This is a genomic window from Corynebacterium choanae (assembly GCF_003813965.1).
Taxonomy (GTDB): Bacteria; Actinomycetota; Actinomycetes; order Mycobacteriales; family Mycobacteriaceae; genus Corynebacterium; species Corynebacterium choanae.
In genome coordinates this window covers 2,569,358-2,588,807 of sequence record NZ_CP033896.1, presented here as the reverse complement: position 1 = coordinate 2,588,807, position 19,450 = coordinate 2,569,358, and the positions used below count along the sequence as shown (strand labels likewise).

Annotated in this window: 15 protein-coding genes; all 15 read left to right on the top strand. The window is 58.8% G+C overall.

Going from position 1 to position 19,450, the window contains the following annotated elements:
- The first annotated feature begins 155 nt into the window (after positions 1-155).
- The 15 genes from CCHOA_RS09370 (at position 156) to rfbC (ending at position 19,447) form a co-directional block, all read left to right on the top strand.
- Positions 156-1,853, top strand: coding sequence for a bifunctional uroporphyrinogen-III C-methyltransferase/uroporphyrinogen-III synthase (locus CCHOA_RS09370; protein WP_123929886.1), 1,698 nt, complete (start codon positions 156-158; stop codon positions 1,851-1,853).
- 434 nt (positions 1,854-2,287) lie between these two features.
- Complete coding sequence (hemB, locus tag CCHOA_RS09365) at positions 2,288-3,295, top strand: porphobilinogen synthase (protein ID WP_123929884.1); 1,008 nt, start codon at positions 2,288-2,290, stop codon at positions 3,293-3,295.
- Positions 3,296-3,485: 190 nt separating this feature from the next.
- On the top strand, positions 3,486-4,043 hold the full coding sequence (locus CCHOA_RS09360; RefSeq protein WP_123929881.1) for a hypothetical protein: 558 nt from the start codon (positions 3,486-3,488) through the stop codon (positions 4,041-4,043).
- 417 nt (positions 4,044-4,460) lie between these two features.
- Positions 4,461-7,052, top strand: coding sequence for a heavy metal translocating P-type ATPase (locus CCHOA_RS09355; RefSeq protein WP_123929879.1), 2,592 nt, complete (start codon positions 4,461-4,463; stop codon positions 7,050-7,052).
- Between the two features lie 250 nt (positions 7,053-7,302).
- On the top strand, positions 7,303-8,379 hold the full coding sequence (gene hemE, locus CCHOA_RS09350) for a uroporphyrinogen decarboxylase (protein WP_123929876.1): 1,077 nt from the start codon (positions 7,303-7,305) through the stop codon (positions 8,377-8,379).
- Between the two features lie 48 nt (positions 8,380-8,427).
- On the top strand, positions 8,428-9,840 hold the full coding sequence (locus tag CCHOA_RS09345) for a protoporphyrinogen oxidase (protein ID WP_123929873.1): 1,413 nt from the start codon (positions 8,428-8,430) through the stop codon (positions 9,838-9,840).
- Positions 9,841-9,976: 136 nt separating this feature from the next.
- Complete coding sequence (gene hemL, locus CCHOA_RS09340) at positions 9,977-11,293, top strand: glutamate-1-semialdehyde 2,1-aminomutase (RefSeq protein WP_123929870.1); 1,317 nt, start codon at positions 9,977-9,979, stop codon at positions 11,291-11,293.
- A gap of 106 nt (positions 11,294-11,399) precedes the next feature.
- Complete coding sequence (locus CCHOA_RS09335; protein ID WP_123929867.1) at positions 11,400-12,011, top strand: histidine phosphatase family protein; 612 nt, start codon at positions 11,400-11,402, stop codon at positions 12,009-12,011.
- A 189-nt stretch (positions 12,012-12,200) separates the two neighbouring features.
- Positions 12,201-12,815 carry a TlpA disulfide reductase family protein gene (locus tag CCHOA_RS09330; protein WP_377739600.1) on the top strand — a complete coding sequence of 205 codons (615 nt, stop codon included), beginning with the start codon at positions 12,201-12,203 and terminating at the stop codon, positions 12,813-12,815.
- A gap of 2 nt (positions 12,816-12,817) precedes the next feature.
- Positions 12,818-13,618: a cytochrome c biogenesis CcdA family protein gene (locus CCHOA_RS09325; RefSeq protein WP_123931130.1), complete on the top strand. Its 801-nt coding sequence runs from the start codon at positions 12,818-12,820 to the stop codon at positions 13,616-13,618.
- A 193-nt stretch (positions 13,619-13,811) separates the two neighbouring features.
- Entirely contained in the window at positions 13,812-15,398 is a 1,587-nt protein-coding gene (locus CCHOA_RS09320) for a cytochrome c biogenesis protein ResB (RefSeq protein ID WP_123929864.1), read from the top strand.
- A 177-nt stretch (positions 15,399-15,575) separates the two neighbouring features.
- Positions 15,576-16,583: a c-type cytochrome biogenesis protein CcsB gene (ccsB, locus tag CCHOA_RS09315; RefSeq protein WP_123929861.1), complete on the top strand. Its 1,008-nt coding sequence runs from the start codon at positions 15,576-15,578 to the stop codon at positions 16,581-16,583.
- 299 nt (positions 16,584-16,882) lie between these two features.
- Positions 16,883-17,539: a LysE family translocator gene (locus CCHOA_RS09310; RefSeq protein WP_123929857.1), complete on the top strand. Its 657-nt coding sequence runs from the start codon at positions 16,883-16,885 to the stop codon at positions 17,537-17,539.
- A gap of 76 nt (positions 17,540-17,615) precedes the next feature.
- On the top strand, positions 17,616-18,650 hold the full coding sequence (gene rfbB / locus CCHOA_RS09305; protein ID WP_123929854.1) for a dTDP-glucose 4,6-dehydratase: 1,035 nt from the start codon (positions 17,616-17,618) through the stop codon (positions 18,648-18,650).
- A gap of 176 nt (positions 18,651-18,826) precedes the next feature.
- Positions 18,827-19,447: a dTDP-4-dehydrorhamnose 3,5-epimerase gene (gene rfbC, locus CCHOA_RS09300; RefSeq protein ID WP_123929851.1), complete on the top strand. Its 621-nt coding sequence runs from the start codon at positions 18,827-18,829 to the stop codon at positions 19,445-19,447.
- Positions 19,448-19,450: the final 3 nt, after the last annotated feature.

The window sequence follows — 19,450 nt, the reverse complement described above, 5'->3', positions numbered from 1 at the left end:
AGCTCGCGCCACCTCCCGGCGGATGTGTGACAAGGAAAAGGCGAGTCGAATGTGCACGCAGCACACAGCCCCGTGCGGGTGTGGTGCCGCACACCGTTCCGGCATGACGCCACATAGCGATATATACCAATAATTCCCAAGGATCGATCTGATATATGACTTCCGACCGATTGGTCTCTGCTGCGCCGCCAGCCCCCGGGACCCTCATTATTGTCGGCGCCGGCCCCGGCAACCCGGATTTGCTGACAGTACGCGCCCGGGAAGTACTGGCCAACACGGCGACCGCCTTCGTCGATGACACCGTCCACGACGCCATCACCGACCTGCTTGCCGAAGAACTCGCAGTACCTCAAGCACTCATCGATCAAGTCGAAAGCGAATATCAACAAGCCTGTGAACAGGCAGCCGACGGCGGCAGCCGGAAAAAACCCGCCCGCCCACCCCTGCCGACAGCCGCCCACATCACCTATGTGGAAGAGTGCACCGTGGTCGCCGACCCGGCGTGGATCGTCACCGCTGTTCGCCCCATGGTGGAAAGCGGCGAAGATGTTGTACGGCTCGTCACCGGAAACCCGCTGACCAACGATCGGGTCCTCGCAGAAATCAACGCCGTCGCCGAAGCTGGGATCGATTTTCAGATCGTCCCTGGCATGCCGGTGCCGGCCACCGTACCCGCCTTCGCCGGTATTGCGCTTGGATCAACCTTCACCGAAACAGACCTCACCCATGGGGAAGTTGACTGGGAACAGTTAGCCAGCGGACCGCAGCCGATGATGCTGCAAGCCACCGCCGAACAGCTGCCACACATCGCCAAACAACTCACCAGCTGTGGACTATCAACCACCACCCCGGCGTCGGTCACCGTGCACGGGGCAACCCGCCTGCAGCGCACCTTTGACGTCACCTTGGCGACACTGGGGAAACTCGACGCCGAACTTCCCGGCACCCTCCTCGTCGTCGTTGGAGTGTCGGTCGATAGCCGCAGTAAATATTCCTGGTGGGAAAACCGGGCGCTCTACGGGTGGCGGGTACTTGTCCCGCGTGCCAAAGAACAAGCAGGACCGATGTCGACGAAACTGCTCACCCACGGTGCTATCCCACAGGAAGTACCCACTATCAGTGTGGAACCACCCCGCAATCCGGCCCAAATGGAACGAGCCGTCAAAGGTGTGGTCGAAGGCCGCTACCGGTGGATTGTGTTAACCAGCGTCAACGCAGTAAACGCCCTGTGGGACAAAATGGCCGAATTCGGTTTGGATGCCCGTGACCTTGCCGGTGTGAAAATCGCAGCCGTCGGCCACAAGACTGCTGCTGCAATCCGGGATAAAGGTATCTCCCCGGAGCTCACCCCGAATCCGAAACAGCAAAACGCCACCGGCCTGGTTGCCGTATTTCCTGAATATGACGAAGAGCTTGACCCTGTTTCCCGGGTGCTGTTGCCACGGGCTGATATTGCCGGCGACACGCTCATCGATGGACTGATCGAACTCGGATGGGATTGTGACGATGTCACCGCCTATCGGACAGTGCGCGCCGCCCCACCTTCCGCAGAGATCCGGGAAATGATCAAATCTGGCGGATTTGATGCGGTGTGTTTCACCTCGCCGTCGACGGTGAAAAACCTCATCGGTATCGCCGGCAAACCCCATCAGCGCACCATCAACGCCTGTATCGGCCCGTCGACGGCGGCCGCCGCCGAAGAATTAGGACTTCGTGTTGATGTGATCCCCGAACATGCCTCGGTGATCGGTTTGGTTGACGCACTCGCCGATCATGTCGCCGCACTGCGCGCCGCCGGACAGCTGCCACCACCGAAGAAAAAACGGCGTGCCCGCCGCAAAACCGCCAGCTAAACCCGTTTCTTTTTCCTGCCTGCGACAACCAGGAACACAAGTTTCGCAGCGGGAAACACGCTGGGGTGAAAACGGGAACACCAGGGTGGGTAAAAAGCCGGCAGTCCACCAACTGGTCGGCACATCACAAGCTGGTTGCCAGTCGGTGCCCGGCCGCCATCGGTCTTCGGCGGTACCGGGTGCTGTCCTGCTACCGGGTGCTCATCGCGAACATTCCACCGCAGTACTGCTGCGAAGGTAGCAGTGTGCAACCCGCGCGCGCACGGCACCCGGTTGCCCGGCAACGCCACAGGCTAGTGAGCAAACGCCGGTATTGTGAATACGGATGCGGTTCGCAGTGCTTGTCTAATGCGAACCTGCCTCACCTAGTGATAACTCGTTTCCAGTGACAACTCGTCCACTCGTCGTTTTGCGAAAGATTGGTGACCCCCACCATGGCTTTTTCTGCACCATATCCCATGTTTCGTCCCCGCCGGCTGCGCACCAGTCCATCTATGCGGTCACTGGTAGCCGAAACCCATCTGCACCCGACAGACTTTATCTATCCACTGTTTGTCGCCGACGGCATTACTGCACCACGCGAAATCGGGGCAATGCCTGGCCAATATCAGCACACCATCAGCAGCCTGGTGGATATTGTGGGCGAATCGATCGAAGCAGGGATTGCCTGTGTTGATCTGTTCGGGGTGCCCCGTGACGACGATAAAACCGCCGACGGGTCGATCGCCTGGGATCCAGAAGGCATCTTAAACCGGGCGATCACCGCCCTGCGGGAAACCTACGGCAACCAGATTCAGATCATGGCCGACACCTGTTTGGACGAGTTCACCGACCACGGTCACTGTGGCGTGTTGAACACTGACCGGTTTGGGCAAACTGTCGTCGATAACGACGCCACGCTGCCGCTATATGAGCAGATGGCGGTCGCCCAAGCCGATGCTGGTGCCCATATTGTTTCCCCGTCAGGGATGATGGATGGGCAAATCGCAGCGATTCGGCGTGCCCTCGACGAGGCTGGGCATCACGATGTGGCGATTATGGCATATTCGGCGAAATACGCCTCCGCATTCTACGGGCCGTTCCGGGAAGCAGTCGGCTCGAGTTTGGAAGGTGACCGGCGCACCTATCAACAGGATCCGGCGAACGCCCGGGAATCATTGCAAGAAATTGAGCAAGATATTGCCGAAGGCGCCGATTTTGTCATGGTGAAACCGGCCGGTCCGGCTTTAGACATTGTCGCCCAAGCGAAAGCGATCTCCCCGGTGCCGGTAGCTGCCTATCAGGTTTCCGGCGAGTATTCGATGATTCATGCCGCCGGTGCCAACGGGTGGATTGATCAGCAGGCAGTGATGATGGAATCCTTGCTGGGCATCAAACGAGCTGGTGCTGATTTGATCCTCACCTATTTTGCTCTTGCTGCTGCCCGCAGCCTGCAAGGATAACCATCAACCTGTGCCCGGATAGATGCCGGTAACCGCCTTGAGAGCTGCCTACTAGCAAACCATTGGGCACCGGCGAGCCGGAACCTATGCGGCTGCCGGCTTGCTGCTTTCCGGTCACAGGTGTTGCTAGGTATTGTTCACAGACTCGCGTTGTTCGTGTCGAAACCAGTGTGACGTTGTAAGGATTTGTATGTCTCACCACCTTCCCCCATCATCCTTACCCGAGCCGTTGCGGCTCGGCCGACAAGTGTGGCTGGTGGTGTTGCTTGTGGAAGTGCTCAGCCAACTGTTTACCCTCACAGTGCAGCTCACCCATCCGGCGGTGTTGGCAACATTGGTGCAAGAGTCGAACCAAGCCGGTGAACTCAGTGAAAACGCCCAACTGTGGGCTGCTCGTTTCGCAGTTATTGTCGCGACGTTGGTGAGCTTGGCAATCCTCGGATTTGCGGCATTTGCGCTGCAACGCATCCGTATTCCGGGGAAGAAAAGCCGAAATTATCGACTGCTGCTCGGATATTTTGCCGGCTTCTTCGCGTTCCGTGGCATGCTGCAATTTGCCTCCCCAGCTGCTGCGGTAAGTCTGGTGCCGCTGCAATACACAGTGGTGCAAGGCGCCCTCGAGATCCTGGTCGGTGTATTGGCTGTCACCGGTGCGATTTTGCTGTATCGCAAAGAAGTCACCGCGTATATCGATGGGGAAGATGGCACCACCGACGCCAGCCACGGCACGTCACCACATCAGCGGTAGCCGCTGCCGGGGTTCGGGCACGTTGTGGTCCAGCAGCACTCGCTACTGCCGAAGATGAACAACGCAGCCGCAGCAGGGGGCTGCAACCTCGTCGAACCGCGGCCGGTGCGTCGCCGCAACCCGGTGGATCCGCGGCAGGGCCGCAAGGGTAAGACGGTGTTTACGCTGTCTATGTTTTCCTGATCAGCTGGTTTTGTTTCAGGCTGGTTCTACAATCAGGGATGTTGCTGCCAGGGGCTGAAAAACCCCCGCCGATCATTCGAACACTTATGACTGGCCTGCAGCAGGCAGGATCTTCGGTTCGAAGTGACAGCCGGCGCTGCAGTAAAGTTCCAACAGGAACATTCCCCACCACCTACAGTGCCGTGCCGGGTGCGGTATAGGCAGGGGCGAGAAACGGGTTGAAGGATATCGATCATGGCTGAACTAGGGGAGCAAACACAGGCGGCGAGCGCTGTGGAACAGGCAATCGCCGATGCGAAAGCTGCTGCTGCACAAGCAGGACTCGGTTCCTCCCGGGTTGTTGATGTTGATGATGAAGGCAAAATCATTCCCCGCGAATGGACTTCGTTTGCTTTAGAGATTGAAACCATCGACGGCGCCAGCCAAATCCCGGCGATTGAACAAGCCCTCACCAGCATTGATGGGGTGCAGGCCAGTGTGGTGTATCCCACGAGAACTGCGTGGATTTCCGCCCCTGACACAGTTGATCCGAATTCGCTGATTGATGCGTTAGATGCCATCGGGGTGCGGGCCTGGTTGACTGGTTCATCGCTGCGCCGTCGGGCGCAACAGTTAGAGTCTTCTGCCCGCCGGCACATGTTGTCGAATAAACGCGCCCCCGGCTGGAATATGCGTTCCCTTTCCAGGAAGCAGCAGGCCGCGCTGCAAAAGCATCACGCCGATCGGCAGCAAGGTATTTTGCGCCCCGATGTGCGGGTGCTGCCGAAAGAACAAGAACCCACCGATGTGTTGTTTACCGCCCGGGCGCTCATCACCCCAACCCGGTTGATTGTGTCGCTGGCGTTGACCATTCCGGTGCTGCTCATGGCCTATAATCGACAATTTCAATTCGACTATTGGCAGTGGGTGTCGCTGGGGCTTGCAACCCCGGTGGTGTTGTGGGGCGCCTGGCCATTTCACCGGGCGGCTGCTGCTGGTTTACGGCGCGGCATGTCTGCGCTGGATGCGGCGTCGTCGGCGGCGATTATCATCTCGTATCTGTGGTCGATTATTTTGCTGACCGCCACCCCTGCCGGGGAGATGGGGTGGAAATCCTCCCCGGAATGGTTTGCGGTGAAACACTCCGTGTTTGCCTCCGGGGAGTTGTTTCTTGATGTTGCCTGCGGCTGTACGGTGCTGCTGCTGTTTGGTCGGTTAGTGACCCGGATTTCTGCGGCGTCACTGCTTGACGAAGAGCATTGGCCGGCGTTTGATCCACATACCACAGTCAATGTGGTGCGGCGGGAAACGAATGCGCAAGTCGCCCAGCCGATGATGCGGCCAATCCAAGAGATCCGGGTGGGTGATGACATTATTGTCGGCACCGGGGAGACTATCCCTTCCGATGGGCGGGTCATCGGTGGCGCAGCAACGGTGCATCCAGGTCCGGTGATGGCAGGGATGGAATCAGGGCCGGTGAAGGTGAACTCGCAAGTGTTTGCCGGATCGGTGGTCGAAGGTGGACCGTTGAAAATTCGGGTGTCCGCCACCGGCTCCCAAACCCGTCTGGCCGCAATTCGCCGCTGGCTGGTGGAATCAAATAATTACGGCAACCGCAGCGCCCAGTTGGCGACCCGTTCCGCCTCCCTGCTGGTTCCTGGGGCGATCAGTGTGTCGGTGATTGATTTTGTGCTGTGGTGGCTTATCGGCGGCAATCTCAACTCGGCGTTTGCCACCGCCTTGGCAGTGTTGTGCTGTGTAGGTCCGGTGGCACTTGCCTTATCGACGTCGATCGCCACCAGGTTGGGTATCGAATCAGGGGTCAAGCATGGATTTTTCATCCGGGATGGGGAAACCATGCGGCAACTCAACGAGGTGGAAACCATTATTTTCAACCGGGTTGGTACCCTTGCCGCCGGGGAGATGGCCGTGGAAACAATCACGGCAGCCCCGGGGGAAAACCCTGAACTTGTGCTCGCTGTGGCAGGTGCTTTAGCGGTCGAATCGCAGCATCCTGCATCGAAGGCGTTGGTGAAAGCCGCCCGGGAGGCGCGCGATCGATCCACCGGTAGTGACACCACTCCGCATTGGATTGATGTTGCTGACGTCCATTTTGATGAACACGGCAACTATGTTGGCAAAGTGACTATTCCGATTCCGCAACCCGATGGCAGCCAGCCGCTGAAAACAGTAGAGGCACAGCTGTGGCGTCCCCGGGATTTGTCCGATTTGGACGGGCGGATTGCTGCTGCGGCGGTTGCCGGCGGCACCCCTATTGTGGTGAATTGGCAGGGCAAGGTGCGGGGGGTGATCACCTTGTTTGACCGGTTGAAAGATGATGCCCAAGACACCATTAGTGGGCTGGTTGCGGCCGGCTATGACACGGTGATGCTGTCACGGGACACCTATCCGGTGGCGCGCCGCTTCGCCGACAATCTCGGAATTGATCGGGTGTTGGCTGGTATCGCCCCAGATAAGAAAGCATCGACGGTGCGTAGTTTGCATGCTGGTGGGGAAACCTTAGCGTTTGTCGGTGACGAGTCGGTGTTGGATTGTTTGCGGGTTGCCGATGTGGGGGTGTTGATGAACTCCACCACGGTGGTTGATGTGGCTGAAGCAGATGTGGTGCTGCTGCGACCGGATCCCACCGCGGTGCAAGAGTTGATGACGCTGGCTCGTCGGGTGTCGACGGTGGTTGATCGCAACATTGGTATTTCTTGGATTTATAACGGGGTTGCGATTACCGCGAGTGTCGCCGGTATTTTGCATCCGATGGCAGCTACGGTCGCAATGATCGCCTCCTCGCTAATTATTGAGGTGCATTCCAACCGGGTGCGGGGTTTTTAGCCGAATTGGATTTTGCGGGGCTTCTAGCCGGATTGGATAAAAGCTTGCATTGGTGGGGTGGCTGCCCGGTGTTGGCGTGACTGTTTTCGTGACCGTATCGGGCAGTGAGGTGGCTGCTAGCGACCGGGTGTGCTGCCGCCTTCATGCCGCATCAATCAAAAGGTTGACGCTGGTCGCGTCGAAATGTGGGGATGGTGGCGGGTGAATAGTGGGGATTGCCGGTTTCATTTTCGTGCCTATCCAAGGCACTATGGTGAGTATGCTTGATCAGTCCCGTCGCCGAAATTTATCTGCCGCCCCGTTCCTTGAGGCTGCTGCTGGCCGCACCCCAAGCCGCACCCCAGTGTGGTTTATGCGGCAAGCTGGCCGGTCGCTGCCGGAATATCGACGGGTGCGGGAGGGCATTGCGATGCTGGATTCGTGTTTTGATCCGGCGCTGCTTGCCGAGATCACTATGCAGCCGGTTCGCCGCCACGATGTGGATGCCGCAATTTTGTTCTCTGACATTGTGGTGCCGTTGAAAGCCGCCGGGATTGCGGTGGATATTGTGCCCGGCCGCGGTCCGGTGATCGCCAATCCGGTGACAACTGCTGCCGATGTTGCCGCGCTGCCGGTGCTCGACCATGAAATTGACGAGGTGGCGCAAGGTATTGCCCTGATTTTGGAGGAGCTTAGCGATACGCAGGCGTTGATCGGGTTTGTGGGTGCGCCGTTTACGTTGGCGAGCTATCTGGTCGAGGGCGGACCGTCGAAGAATCATGAACGCACCAAAGCGTTGATGCACTCCGATCCGAGCGTGTGGCATGCCCTTATGGAGCGGATCACCACCACGGTGATTCGGTTCTTGCACACCCAGGTGAGCGCCGGTATTGATGCGATGCAACTGTTTGATTCGTGGGCTGGTTTCTTAACAGAGCGGGACTATCGCGCCCATGTGTTGCCGTATTCGAAACAGATTCTTGATTCGGTGGCTGGAATGATTCCACGGATTCATTTCGGGGTGGCGACCGGTGAACTTTTGCCTGCTATGGCCACTGCCGGCAGCGAAGTGATGGGGGTGGATTGGCGCACCCCGTTGGATGTGGCGGCAAGCCGGATTGCGGCGGCGGCAGGTCCGAAAGTGTTGCAGGGAAATTTGGATCCGGCACTGTTATTTGCTGGCGCCGAACCGTTACAGGCAGAGATTAATCTCATTACCCAACAGGCACGCACCGCGATTGCGGCAGGTCACGCAACTGGACATATTTTTAATCTTGGTCATGGGGTGTTGCCCTCAACTGATCCGCAGGCGATCACTGATGCGGTGGCGATGATTCACCAGCAGTAGATGCCGCACGCGGTGGGAAGTCAAGCAGCGAACGGGATGGAGAATGAAATGAAATATGCAGTGATTGGGGCAGGGCTTGCCGGGCTGGTAGCCGCCAAAGAGATCACCGACCGGGATCCGGCGGCGACTATTGACGTGTTTGAAGCCGATGAGCGTATCGGCGGGAAACTGTTGACGGTGCCGTTTCAAACCGGTCCGGTGGATGTGGGGGCGGAAGCATATTTAGCGTTCCGGGAAGATGCGGTGGAATATTTCACCGACCTAGGGCTAGCTGATGCAATGGTGTCGCCGTCAACGGCAGGTTCGTTGATTTATTCCGGTGGGAAGCTGCATCCGATGCCGCAGCAAACCATGATGGGGATTCCGTCGGCGTCGGCCGCACTTGGCGGGCTGGTGGATGAGCACACTGCAGCGCAGATTGACAGCGAAGCGCAGCGTGACCCAATCGACTGGCAGATTGGCCAGGATTGCTCGGTTGGCCAGCTGGTGCGTGACCGGTTTGGTGAGCAGGTTGTCGAGCATGTGGTGTGCGCATTCCTTGGTGGGGTGTATTCGGCACATGCTGACGATTTGGGGCTGCGGGCAACTGTGCCCCAGTTAGCGAAAGCTTTTGACACCCTGGTTGAGCAGGGCAAACCGGTGACGTTGACGGCTGGCTGCAAACTTGTCGACGAGATGCGGCGGGCAAGCAGCACCCAACAAACCCACACCACCCCGCAAACCCGGCCAGTGTTTGGTTCGTTTACCGGCGGCTATACGATGGTGTATGAGGCGTTGGCGGATGCGATCCGGGGCGATATTTATCTTGATACGTTTATCACCGGGATTCGCGTCGACGGCGAGCAGTATGTGCTGCAGGGCGCCCCCACCGATGGACGCTATGACCGGCTGCTGGTGGCGACCCCGGCACCAATGACTGCGTCGCTGCTGAAACAGGTTGCCCCGGCGGCAGTGGAACATATTCGCCAGATTCAACTGGCTTCCTCGGTGGTGGTGGCGATGCGGTTTGCTACCGGTGCAGGCCTGCCCAATAATTCCGGGATTTTGGTGGCCACCGACGAGCCGCTGCACGCCAAAGCGTTTACCTTCTCGTCGATGAAATGGCCGCATCTAGGGCAGCGGGACGGGGTGCTGGTGCGTGCCTCCTTCGGCCGGCTGGGGGATACAACAGCGCTGCAGGTCGATGAGGATACGCTGGTGGATTGGGCGCTTGCCGATTTGCAGACCATGACCGGGTTTGATGGGGTTGCCGACGGGGTGGAAGAGATTTTTGTGCAACGCTGGTTTGGGGGTATTCCCCAATATGGTCCAGGCCACGGTGAGATTGTGGCGGCAGCCCTCGCCGAGCTGGCGGAGCTGCCTGGTGTGGCGGTCACCGGTGCATGGGTGCACGGGGTAGGGGTACCGGCGGTGATCGCGGATGCCCGGGCGGCAGCCGACCGGTTGATCGATCAGCAGTAGTCGCCACCAGGGTGCGTGTTACCGGTGGAGGCAAGAGTGTGTATCGCCAGTGGAGGCAAGAGTGTGCTGATGCCAGCACTCTGGCGTGGCAGGTCAAGCAAGGGATACTAAGTCAAGGGAATGGACGGATACTGTGATGAATAACAAACCTACTTCTGCGACAGTGGACGGCAGCGCGCAGCTGCTGCGCCGGGCACAAGCAGTCACCCCAGGTGGGGTGAATTCGCCGGTGCGTGCCTTCGGTTCGGTCGGTGGCCAAACCAGGTTTATCGACCATGCGCAAGGCTCCCATCTCTTCGATGTGGACGGCAACGACTATGTGGATTTGTTCTGCTCTTGGGGGCCGATGCTGCTCGGGCATGCCCACCCGGAGATTGTTGCCGCGGTCACGCAGGCCGCTGCGAAAGGACTGTCCTATGGGGCACCGACCGCCGCCGAGGTGGAACTTGCCGAAACTGTTGTTGCCCGCACTTCAGTGGAAGAGGTGCGCTTCGTCAACTCTGGTACTGAAGCCACCATGTCCGCGGTACGGCTTGCCCGCGGCTTCACCGGCCGGTCGAAAATCATCAAATTTGCCGGCTGCTATCACGGCCATGTGGATGCACTACTCGTTGCCGCCGGTTCTGGGGTGGCTACATTTAGCCACCCGGACAGCCCAGGGGTGACCGGGGCGACAGCTGCTGACACGATTGTGCTGCCCTACAACGATCTTGCCGCCGTTGAGGCTGCATTTGCCGAATATCCGGATGCGATCGCGTGTGTGATCACCGAAGCTGCACCTGGCAATATGGGAACAGTCGCGCCCCGCGACGGTTTCAATGCCGCTTTGAAACAACTCTGCCACAATCATGGGGCGCTGCTGATCATCGACGAGGTGATGACCGGTTTCCGCACCTCCTATCAGGGCTGGTATGGCGTCGACGGGGTGGCTGGGGATCTCACCACCTTCGGGAAAGTGATCTCCGGGGGTCTGCCGGCCGCCGCCTTTGGCGGACGCCGCGACATTATGGAAAAACTCTCCCCCAACGGGCCGGTGTATCAGGCCGGTACACTTTCCGGGAATCCGGTGGCGATGGCTGCCGGTGCCGCGTCGCTGCGGCTCGCCACCGAAGCGGTGTATGACACGGTGCGGCGCAACGCCGACCTGTTGGCCGATATTGTCACCACCGCGTTGAACAAACATGGGGTAGCCCACCATGTGCAGCGGGCAGCCACCATGCTGTCGGTGCGGTTCGCTGAAGGTGCCGGCCACAATTTTGCCGACATGCAAGCCGCCGACACGTGGCGTTTCCCCGCCTTCTTCCATGCCCTGCTCGACCGGGGTGTGTTTATCTCCCCGTCGGTGTTTGAAACCTGGTTTGTCTCCGCGGTATTAACCGACGACGACTTCCAACGCATCGAAACTGCGATGGATGCGGCAGCCGCAGCTGCCGCCCAAGCCCGCCGGCCATAGCCTGCGGCACCAAACCTGCGGGCACCAGCCCGCGGGTTTCCCACAGCAGTGCACCAGCATCGTTGTCCCTTGCAAACACACAGCCGTGAAAAGGAGCATCCACATCGTGGCTATCACCATCGTCCACCTCGTTCGCCACGGGGAAGTGTTCAACCCGGAGAAAATCCTCTACGGGCAGCTGCCCGGCTATCATCTTTCCTCCCGCGGCATCAGCCAAGCTGCCCGCACCGCCCGCGCCTTCACCGGTGCTGACGTCACCTATTTAGCTGCATCCCCGCTGCAGCGGGCACAAGAAACTGCCGCCCCCATCGCAGAGATCACCGGTCTTGACATCGACACCGACGACAATCTCATCGAAGCCGGCAACAATCTGCAAGGCCATCGCATCCGCGGCTGGAATACTGAACTCCTCACCAATCCGCGGCTGTGGCCACTGCTGTACAACCCGCTTGAACCCTCCTGGGGCGAGTCCTACACCCAAATTCATCACCGCATGCAGCAGGCCGTCGCCCATGCCCGGGCGAAAGCCGAAGGCCACGAAGCGATCTGTGTATCCCACCAGCTGCCCATTGTGATGATGCAACGCGCCGTCCGCGGCCTGCCGCTTGCCCACAATCCGGCGCTGCGGCAATGCGATCTAGCGTCAGTGACCTCCCTTGTTTTCGACGGCGACCAGATCAGCGACATGTACTACTCTGCCCCCGCCCAACACATTTAGCCCGCCCGCCAAAGCTGCCTGCCACCAGTCGCCGTTACCCCCCACCTCAGCAACATCCGCTATGGTGGAAAGTCGCTGTCGGCGCGGGCACCCACCCATCCCCACCCGTCCTGCACACTGCGGCAGGCAAGCGCACCTCACCCCAGGTAGAACACGTCACCCCAGGTAGAAAAAGGAGCAGGATTGCTGGTGCAACCCCAACCACACACGTTTGCGCGCCGGGTATTGATCACTCCCGCTGCCGCCCTGCTGCTGCTTGCCGGCTGCAGCAGTCAACCAGCAGCCGATGAGGGGGTGATCGCCGCGGAAACATTCCAATTCGCATCCCCCGGTGGTCAGCTGGAAATCCGCTACAGTCCGGCGGAACGCAAACCCATCGCCCCATTTAGCGGCGAATCCCTTATGGATCCCGGACACACCATTGCCAGTGAAGACTTCGCCGGCGGGGTCACTGTGCTTTCCGCCTGGGGGCAGTGGTGCGGGCCGTGCCGCACCGAAATTGATGATCTTCAAGAAATCCACGAAACCCTGCAACGCCACGGCGGCAGTGTGCTTGGCATTAATGTGCGCGACAATTCCCGTGCCATCGCCCAAGACTTCATCACTGACAATGGGGCAACCTATCCGTCGATCTATGATCCGCCGTTTAAAACCGCGGCCGCCCTCGGCGGGGTACCCGCATCGGTGATCCCCACCACCATCGTGTTGGACAAACAGCAGCGCGTCGCCGCCGTATTTTTGCGTGCCATCACCGCCGATGAAGTGCTTGCTGTCACTAACGAATTGGAAAGCGAGACCGCCTGATGATGGTTGTTGCTGCCGCCGGCCAGCTGCTTGCTGACCAGGTGATCTCAGGAAGCCTACTGGTGGGGATGGCGGCAGCGCTCATCGCCGGACTGGTGTCCTTCGCCTCCCCGTGTGTGATACCGCTGGTGCCTGGCTATTTATCCTATTTGGCCGGGGTTGTTGGGGCGGAAGTAACCTACGACTCTGCCGGTAATCTCACCGTGGCCAACAACCATCGGCGAAAAGTTGCTGCCGCCGCCCTGCTGTTCGTAGCCGGATTCACCGTCGTGTTTGTGCTAGCAACAGTCACAGTCTTTGGGGCGATCGCCGCCATCCAAGTCCAAACCGAGCTGCTGCAACGCATCGGCGGGATTATCACCATCATTATGGGGTTGGCATTTATCGGCTGGATCCCCGCCCTGCAGCAGGAACGGCGGTTCCATCCGCGCCGGCTATCCACCATTATTGGTGCCCCACTGTTGGGGGCGGTGTTTGCCCTTGGCTGGACACCATGTTTAGGGCCGACCCTAGCCGCGATCATCTCTGTGGCGGCAGGCACCGCCGGGGTCACCGCCGCGAAAGGCACCCTGCTGATTATCGGCTACTGTGTAGGCCTAGGCCTGCCGTTTGTGCTGCTCGCACTAGGATCATTGTGGGCGGTGCGCGGCGTCGACCTGCTGCGTCGACACTCACGCACCATTCAACTTATCGGCGGCATCACTTTGATGTTGGTCGGTGTGGCACTGGTGACCGGCATGTGGGCAGAATTCATCGCCATTGTCCGGAACTGGACAGTTTCCGCGTCCTATGCGGCAATCTAATTCCGCACAGTACAAGTACAGCCCAGCATAAGCCCAACACAGCACAGCACAGCTACACAGTGCAGTACACAGCATTCGGTGGCATCGCCTTCCATGCACTCGTCTGCTACGAGGGCGGGGTGCCGCAGCGGCAACAATCTTCAACCCAACAATTCACACAACGATTCAATAGAACAAGAACAGCAGATCAGACATGAACAAGGTTTCCCACTTCAGTGGACGGGCGTGGCGATGGCTCACCAGCATGCGCACCGCCTTGATGCTGCTCTTCCTCCTGGCAGTTGGCGCAATCCCCGGTGTGCTGCTGCCGCAACGCAACGTCAATGAAACGAAAGTCGCCGACTATATCGCCGCCAACGGCCGGCTTGGCGAAGTCTATGATCGACTCCAGCTGTTTGATGTTTTCGGCTCCACGTGGTTTACCGCCATCTATGTGCTGCTGTTTTTCTCCCTCATCGGCTGTATCATCCCGCGGACTGTGCAAGCCTGGCAGGCCTATCAGCAGCCGCCGGTGCGCGCCCCTAAAAACCTGTCCCGGCTGCCGCACTATCAGCAAGGCACTATCGATGCGGATCTGGCCGCAGCACAAGACGAAGTACGTCACCTCTTTGCGAAGTGGCGCACCGCCAGCTACACCCCCGCAGAAGACCGCGCCGGGCAATGGTCGTTTGCGGCGGAAAAAGGGTTCCTGCGGGAAGTCGCCAACCTGGTGTTCCACCTTGGACTGGTAGGGGTGCTCGTCGGGGTTTGCCTAGGCAAACTTGTCTCCTATGAAGGCCAAGTCATTGTTATCGCCGACAAAGACAATCCCACCAGTCAATTCTGTAATACTGCGTTTGCGAACTTTGACGACTACCGGTGGGGTGCGCTGGTCGACGGCACCAACCTAGACACGTTTTGTGTTCAAGTCGACAGTTTCACCGCCGAATATCATGCCACCGGGCAAGCCGACGATTTCCGGGCGGAAGTCCGCTACGCCACCGGGGATGCCGTCTTTAGCGACATCACCACCTGGCAGCCTTATCTGCTGCGGGTGAACCATCCGCTGCGAATCGACGGCAACCGGGTGTATTTGCAAGGCCACGGTTTCGCCCCCACCTTCACGGTCACTTGGCCGGATGGGGAAACCCGCACCCAAACAGTGCAATTTCGACCCGACGATCTCACCTACTTTTTATCCTCCGGGGTGCAACGATTTGATCCACCGGCCGGCATGTATCCGGATCTGTACGACCGGCGACAGCATCAGCTAGCCATTCAAGGACTGTTCGCACCCACCGCCGCGTTTACCGGCGACGAAGGCAATATTTTGCTGTCCTCCTTCCCTGCGCTACGCAACCCGGCAGTTGCGGTCGATATTTATCGGGGCGACACCGGATTAGACACCGGGCGCGGCCAATCCATCTTCGCCCTCGACATGGGGCAAGTTCACAGTGGTGCGCTGCAAAAAATTCAACGAGTCAACTTGCTTGCCGGGGAAGAAGTCACCTTGGATGACGGGACAACGATCCGCTTTAACGGTGCAAAAGAATTCGTCAACCTGCAGATAAGTCACGACCCCACCGAGATCTGGGTGCTTATCGCCACCCTGATAACCTTGGCGGGGCTGGTCGGTTCGCTATCTATTAAACGGCGGCGAATCTGGGTGCGGCTCACCCCTGGAACCGATGGCACCACCATTGTCACTATGGGGGGTATGGCACGCACCGACCGTGCCGGCTGGGGAAGCGAATTCACACAGGCGGCGCATCGCTTGCTTCGCATCGAGGACGACGAGTAACCACCTTGTGTCGCGCACAATTTTGACGCAGCCTGTTCGCCCAACAGGTGAACCAATCGGTTTCACAGAGGGGCGCACCGATACAGCAACGGTGCGACGGGAATGGTGGCGAACTGCCACAGCACCCGAAAGTGCGACTATGCTGTTGCTGACAACCACCCGTAAGAAAGACCGTCTATGCCTGTTGATACAAACCTGGCCCATTTTTCCGACCTCGCCTATCAAACCGCGGTGGTCATCTATCTGCTGGCGCTCGCCTTAGCTGCCATCTACTACGGCAAGCAAGCTAACACTGTTGCTTCCCGTGTCCGCCGCAGCCCCGCTGCCGCTACTGTGGGCAATACTCGGCAGGCCGCACACACCACAACAGTCTTGGACAGTCCCACACCGGATGCCACCACCAATGGTGCTAGCACCGGCGGGAAGACAGCCCACAAGCTTGGCGCAATGTCTCAAAGCCTGGTGTGGCTAGCCCTGCTGATTCACGGTGCATCAGTGGTGCTGCGCGGCCTGGCAACTGCCCGTTTCCCATGGGGGAACCTGTACGAATATATTTCGTTGACCACCCTGATCGCGATGGTGATCGCCGCCGTAGCGATCGCCCGAAAGAATCTGCTGGTCATGTGGCCGTGGGTACTTACCCCGGTGGTTGCTTTGCTGTTCTATGGGGGAACCAAACTTGCCGTCGCCGCAGGACCGCTGAACCCGGCGCTGAAATCCTACTGGTTTCCATTCCATGTTTCTGTGGTGTCTATTGGGGCCGGTGTGGGCATGATCTCTGGGGTGGCTAGCCTGATGTATTTGGTTCGGCTTCGGCAAGCCCCCGGCAAGGAACACGGCTTCTTCGGTCGGCTGGTGAAACCGTTGCCGAGTGCGCAAACCCTCGACGAGATTGCCTACAAGTGCGCAATTTGGGCGCTGCCCATTTTTGGGTTGGGGATTGTGTTGGGGGCACTGTGGGCGGAATCCGCCTGGGGCCGGTTCTGGAACTGGGATGCGAAAGAAACCGTATCCCTTATCACCTGGCTGCTGTATGCTGCCTACCTGCACGCCCGGGCAACCACCGGCTGGCGGGATCAAAAAGCGGCATGGATCAATATTGTGGCTTTCGCCACGATGGTGTTTAATTTGTTCTTCGTTAACCTGGTGGTCAGTTCGCTGCACTCCTACGCCGGATTGAACTAGTTACCACCCCCACCTGGTGGTGTTCCTCTAGCGTTTTTCTTTTGCGGGAATCGTCGGCTGCAGTCGATGATTCCCGCCTTATTGTGTAGACGGCACCGGCTCGCCGATCTGGTGCCTGCCGCGGCACCAGGTCCATACTGTGGCAGGTGCGAGTGGAACAACCGTCACCTTGCAAACCATCACACTGCCCACATGGCAAAACCAGCAGGGTTGTCTAGCTGCAAGATGTCTGCTTGCCGCATTCCCCCTACCAGCCCGGCCAACCATCCCGGATCTTTATCCATCGAAAGGAAAGACGCATGCTGCTTTCTTCTTCCTTGCTTGCCGCCTGCCTTTCGTTGGCGCTTGCAGTCACCGTGCTGATCGCTATGCCTGGTCCGGCGATTGTGTTTCTGGTCAACCAGACACTGACCCAATCCCGCCGGGCCGCATTCGCCTCCATGTGGGGACATATGCTGGGGGCAACCGTCCTCGGGCTGGTGTTGGTGGTGCTCCTGGGCAGTTTGGTTTCCACCTATCCGATTATTCATCTCATAATCCGCATCGCCGGGGCAGTGGTGCTGCTGCTTCTCGGGTTGAGTTATCTCACCAGCAAGCATCACCTTGACCCGCAGCCCAACCCTCAGCAGCCAACAGGCAACCGGCCATCCCCACAGCAGCAGCCATTGTTGGCAGGTTTTGTGCTTGGCGCAACCAACATCAAAGTGGTGATCGCCTACACCACGATCGTGCCCACCTTCCTTCCGCAAGATGTGCAACCGTTACCTGGGCTGATCATTTTGGCTCTCGTGCCCACCATTATTGGCATCATCAGCGATTCAGCCTGGATTCAGGCAGCGCATCTGGTGCGCGGTAAACTTGCCGCCGATTCCCCTGTCATCGGCCGCATCACCCGAGCCGGCGGGATTATTCTTATTCTGCTGGCCATCGCAACATTCACGGGGCGGCTGGCCTAGTAAAAAAACCGTGCTCCACACGGCAGGGACGGTGCTGTTGTCCGGGGCAGTGTGGCCACCGCCTACAATACAACCCATGCGTCTGCTCGTCACCGGCGGAGCCGGGTTTATCGGCTCGAACTTTGTCCACCGCAGTCTTGCCCAGCATGATTGCACCATCACGGTGTTGGACATCATGGGCTATGCAGCCAATCCGCAATCTTTAGCCGGATTAGCGGATAACTATCCCTCCCGCTTTGATCTGGTAGTCGGCGATATTTGCGACAAACCGTTAGTCGATAAGCTGGTTGCCGAGCATGATGTGGTGGTGCATTTCGCCGCGGAAAGCCACAACGACCAGTCGCTTCGCGATCCGCTGCGGTTTGCCACCACCAATGTTTTAGGAACGATCGGGGTGTGTGAGGCGGCTGTGCGACACAGCAAACGGCTTCACCACATCTCTACGGATGAAGTGTTTGGGGATTTAGCCTTCGACGATCCGCACAAATTCACCCCGGACACCTGCTATCGGCCATCGTCGCCGTATTCGGCGTCGAAAGCCTCCGCAGACCATTTTGTGCGCGCCTATATTCGCTCCTTTGGCCTGGCTGCCACCATCAGTAACTGTTCAAATAATTACGGTCCGCGCCAGCATCCAGAAAAGTTTATTCCCCGCCAGATCACTGCGCTGCTCTCCGGGCAGCAGCCGCGGCTGTATGGCAGCGGGCAGCATGTGCGTGACTGGATTCATGTCGACGACCACAATGATGCGGTGTGGAAAATTATAGAATCCGGCCAGCTCGGTGAAACCTATCTCATCGGCGCCGATGGTGAGCACACTAATGCGCAGGTGATCGCCTATCTGTTGGAGATTGTTGGGGCGGATCCCCATGATTATGTGCACGTCACCGACCGGGCGGGTCACGACCGACGCTATGCGATCGATGCCTCGTCCACGCTGGCGCTCGGGTGGGAGCCGCAGCATCGGGATTTTCGTGCCGGGCTTGCTGAAACTGTTGCCTGGTATCGGGAAAATCCGCAGTGGTGGGCGAATTCCCGGCAGCAGGCTGAGGCGTTTTATCAACAATCCGAAACGATCACCGGCAACGGTGGCGATGCCACCGGCAGCTAGTCTGTTTGCAACAAACCTGCAACAGGGGCGGGGCAGGGAATCGTTGCCCGTGTTGTGCTGGACAGGGCACCTGGCAGGATCAGCACAATCCAGTCGAGCACACAAACCTGGCCAACAGGGTGCTTTGGATCGTGTCGGCCTGTCACTGACAGGTTCACCCCAGTAGACTCAAGGGCATGCTTGCACGAGATACCATCCTGCCCGATGTGCTGATCAGCACCCCCCAGGTGCATCCTGACGAACGCGGAAGTTTCGCTGAATGGTTTAAAACCAGCGAGTTTATTGAACTCACCGGCTATCCCTTCGGTGTTGAACAGGCCAATGTCAGCGTCTCCCGGGAAGGTGTTATTCGCGGGCTGCACTTTGCTGAGCTTCCCCCAGGCCAAGCAAAATGGGTGCATTGTGCCGCAGGAACCATTCTTGACGTTATTGTTGACATTCGCAGCGGTTCACCTACCTTTGGCAAGCACACCACAGTCGAGTTAAGCGCCGAAAATCGCAAGAGTGTGTTTGTGCCCGACGGGTTTGCCCACGGTTTCGCTGCTATCACCGACGCCACGGTGATGTATCTGACGACTGCGGAATACAATCCCGTCGTGGAGCATGGGATCAATCCGTTCGACCCCACGCTCAACATTGCGTGGCCGGCAGGAATGGATATTTTGAGCGAAAAGGATCGTTTCGCGCCAGCGTTTCAAGATTTTGTCGAACGGGAATTGTTGCCTGATTACGAAACTGCGGTTGAAACCGCCGCTGAGATGCGGGCATTGTGGGCTGACGCGGAAGACAACGCCTAGCAG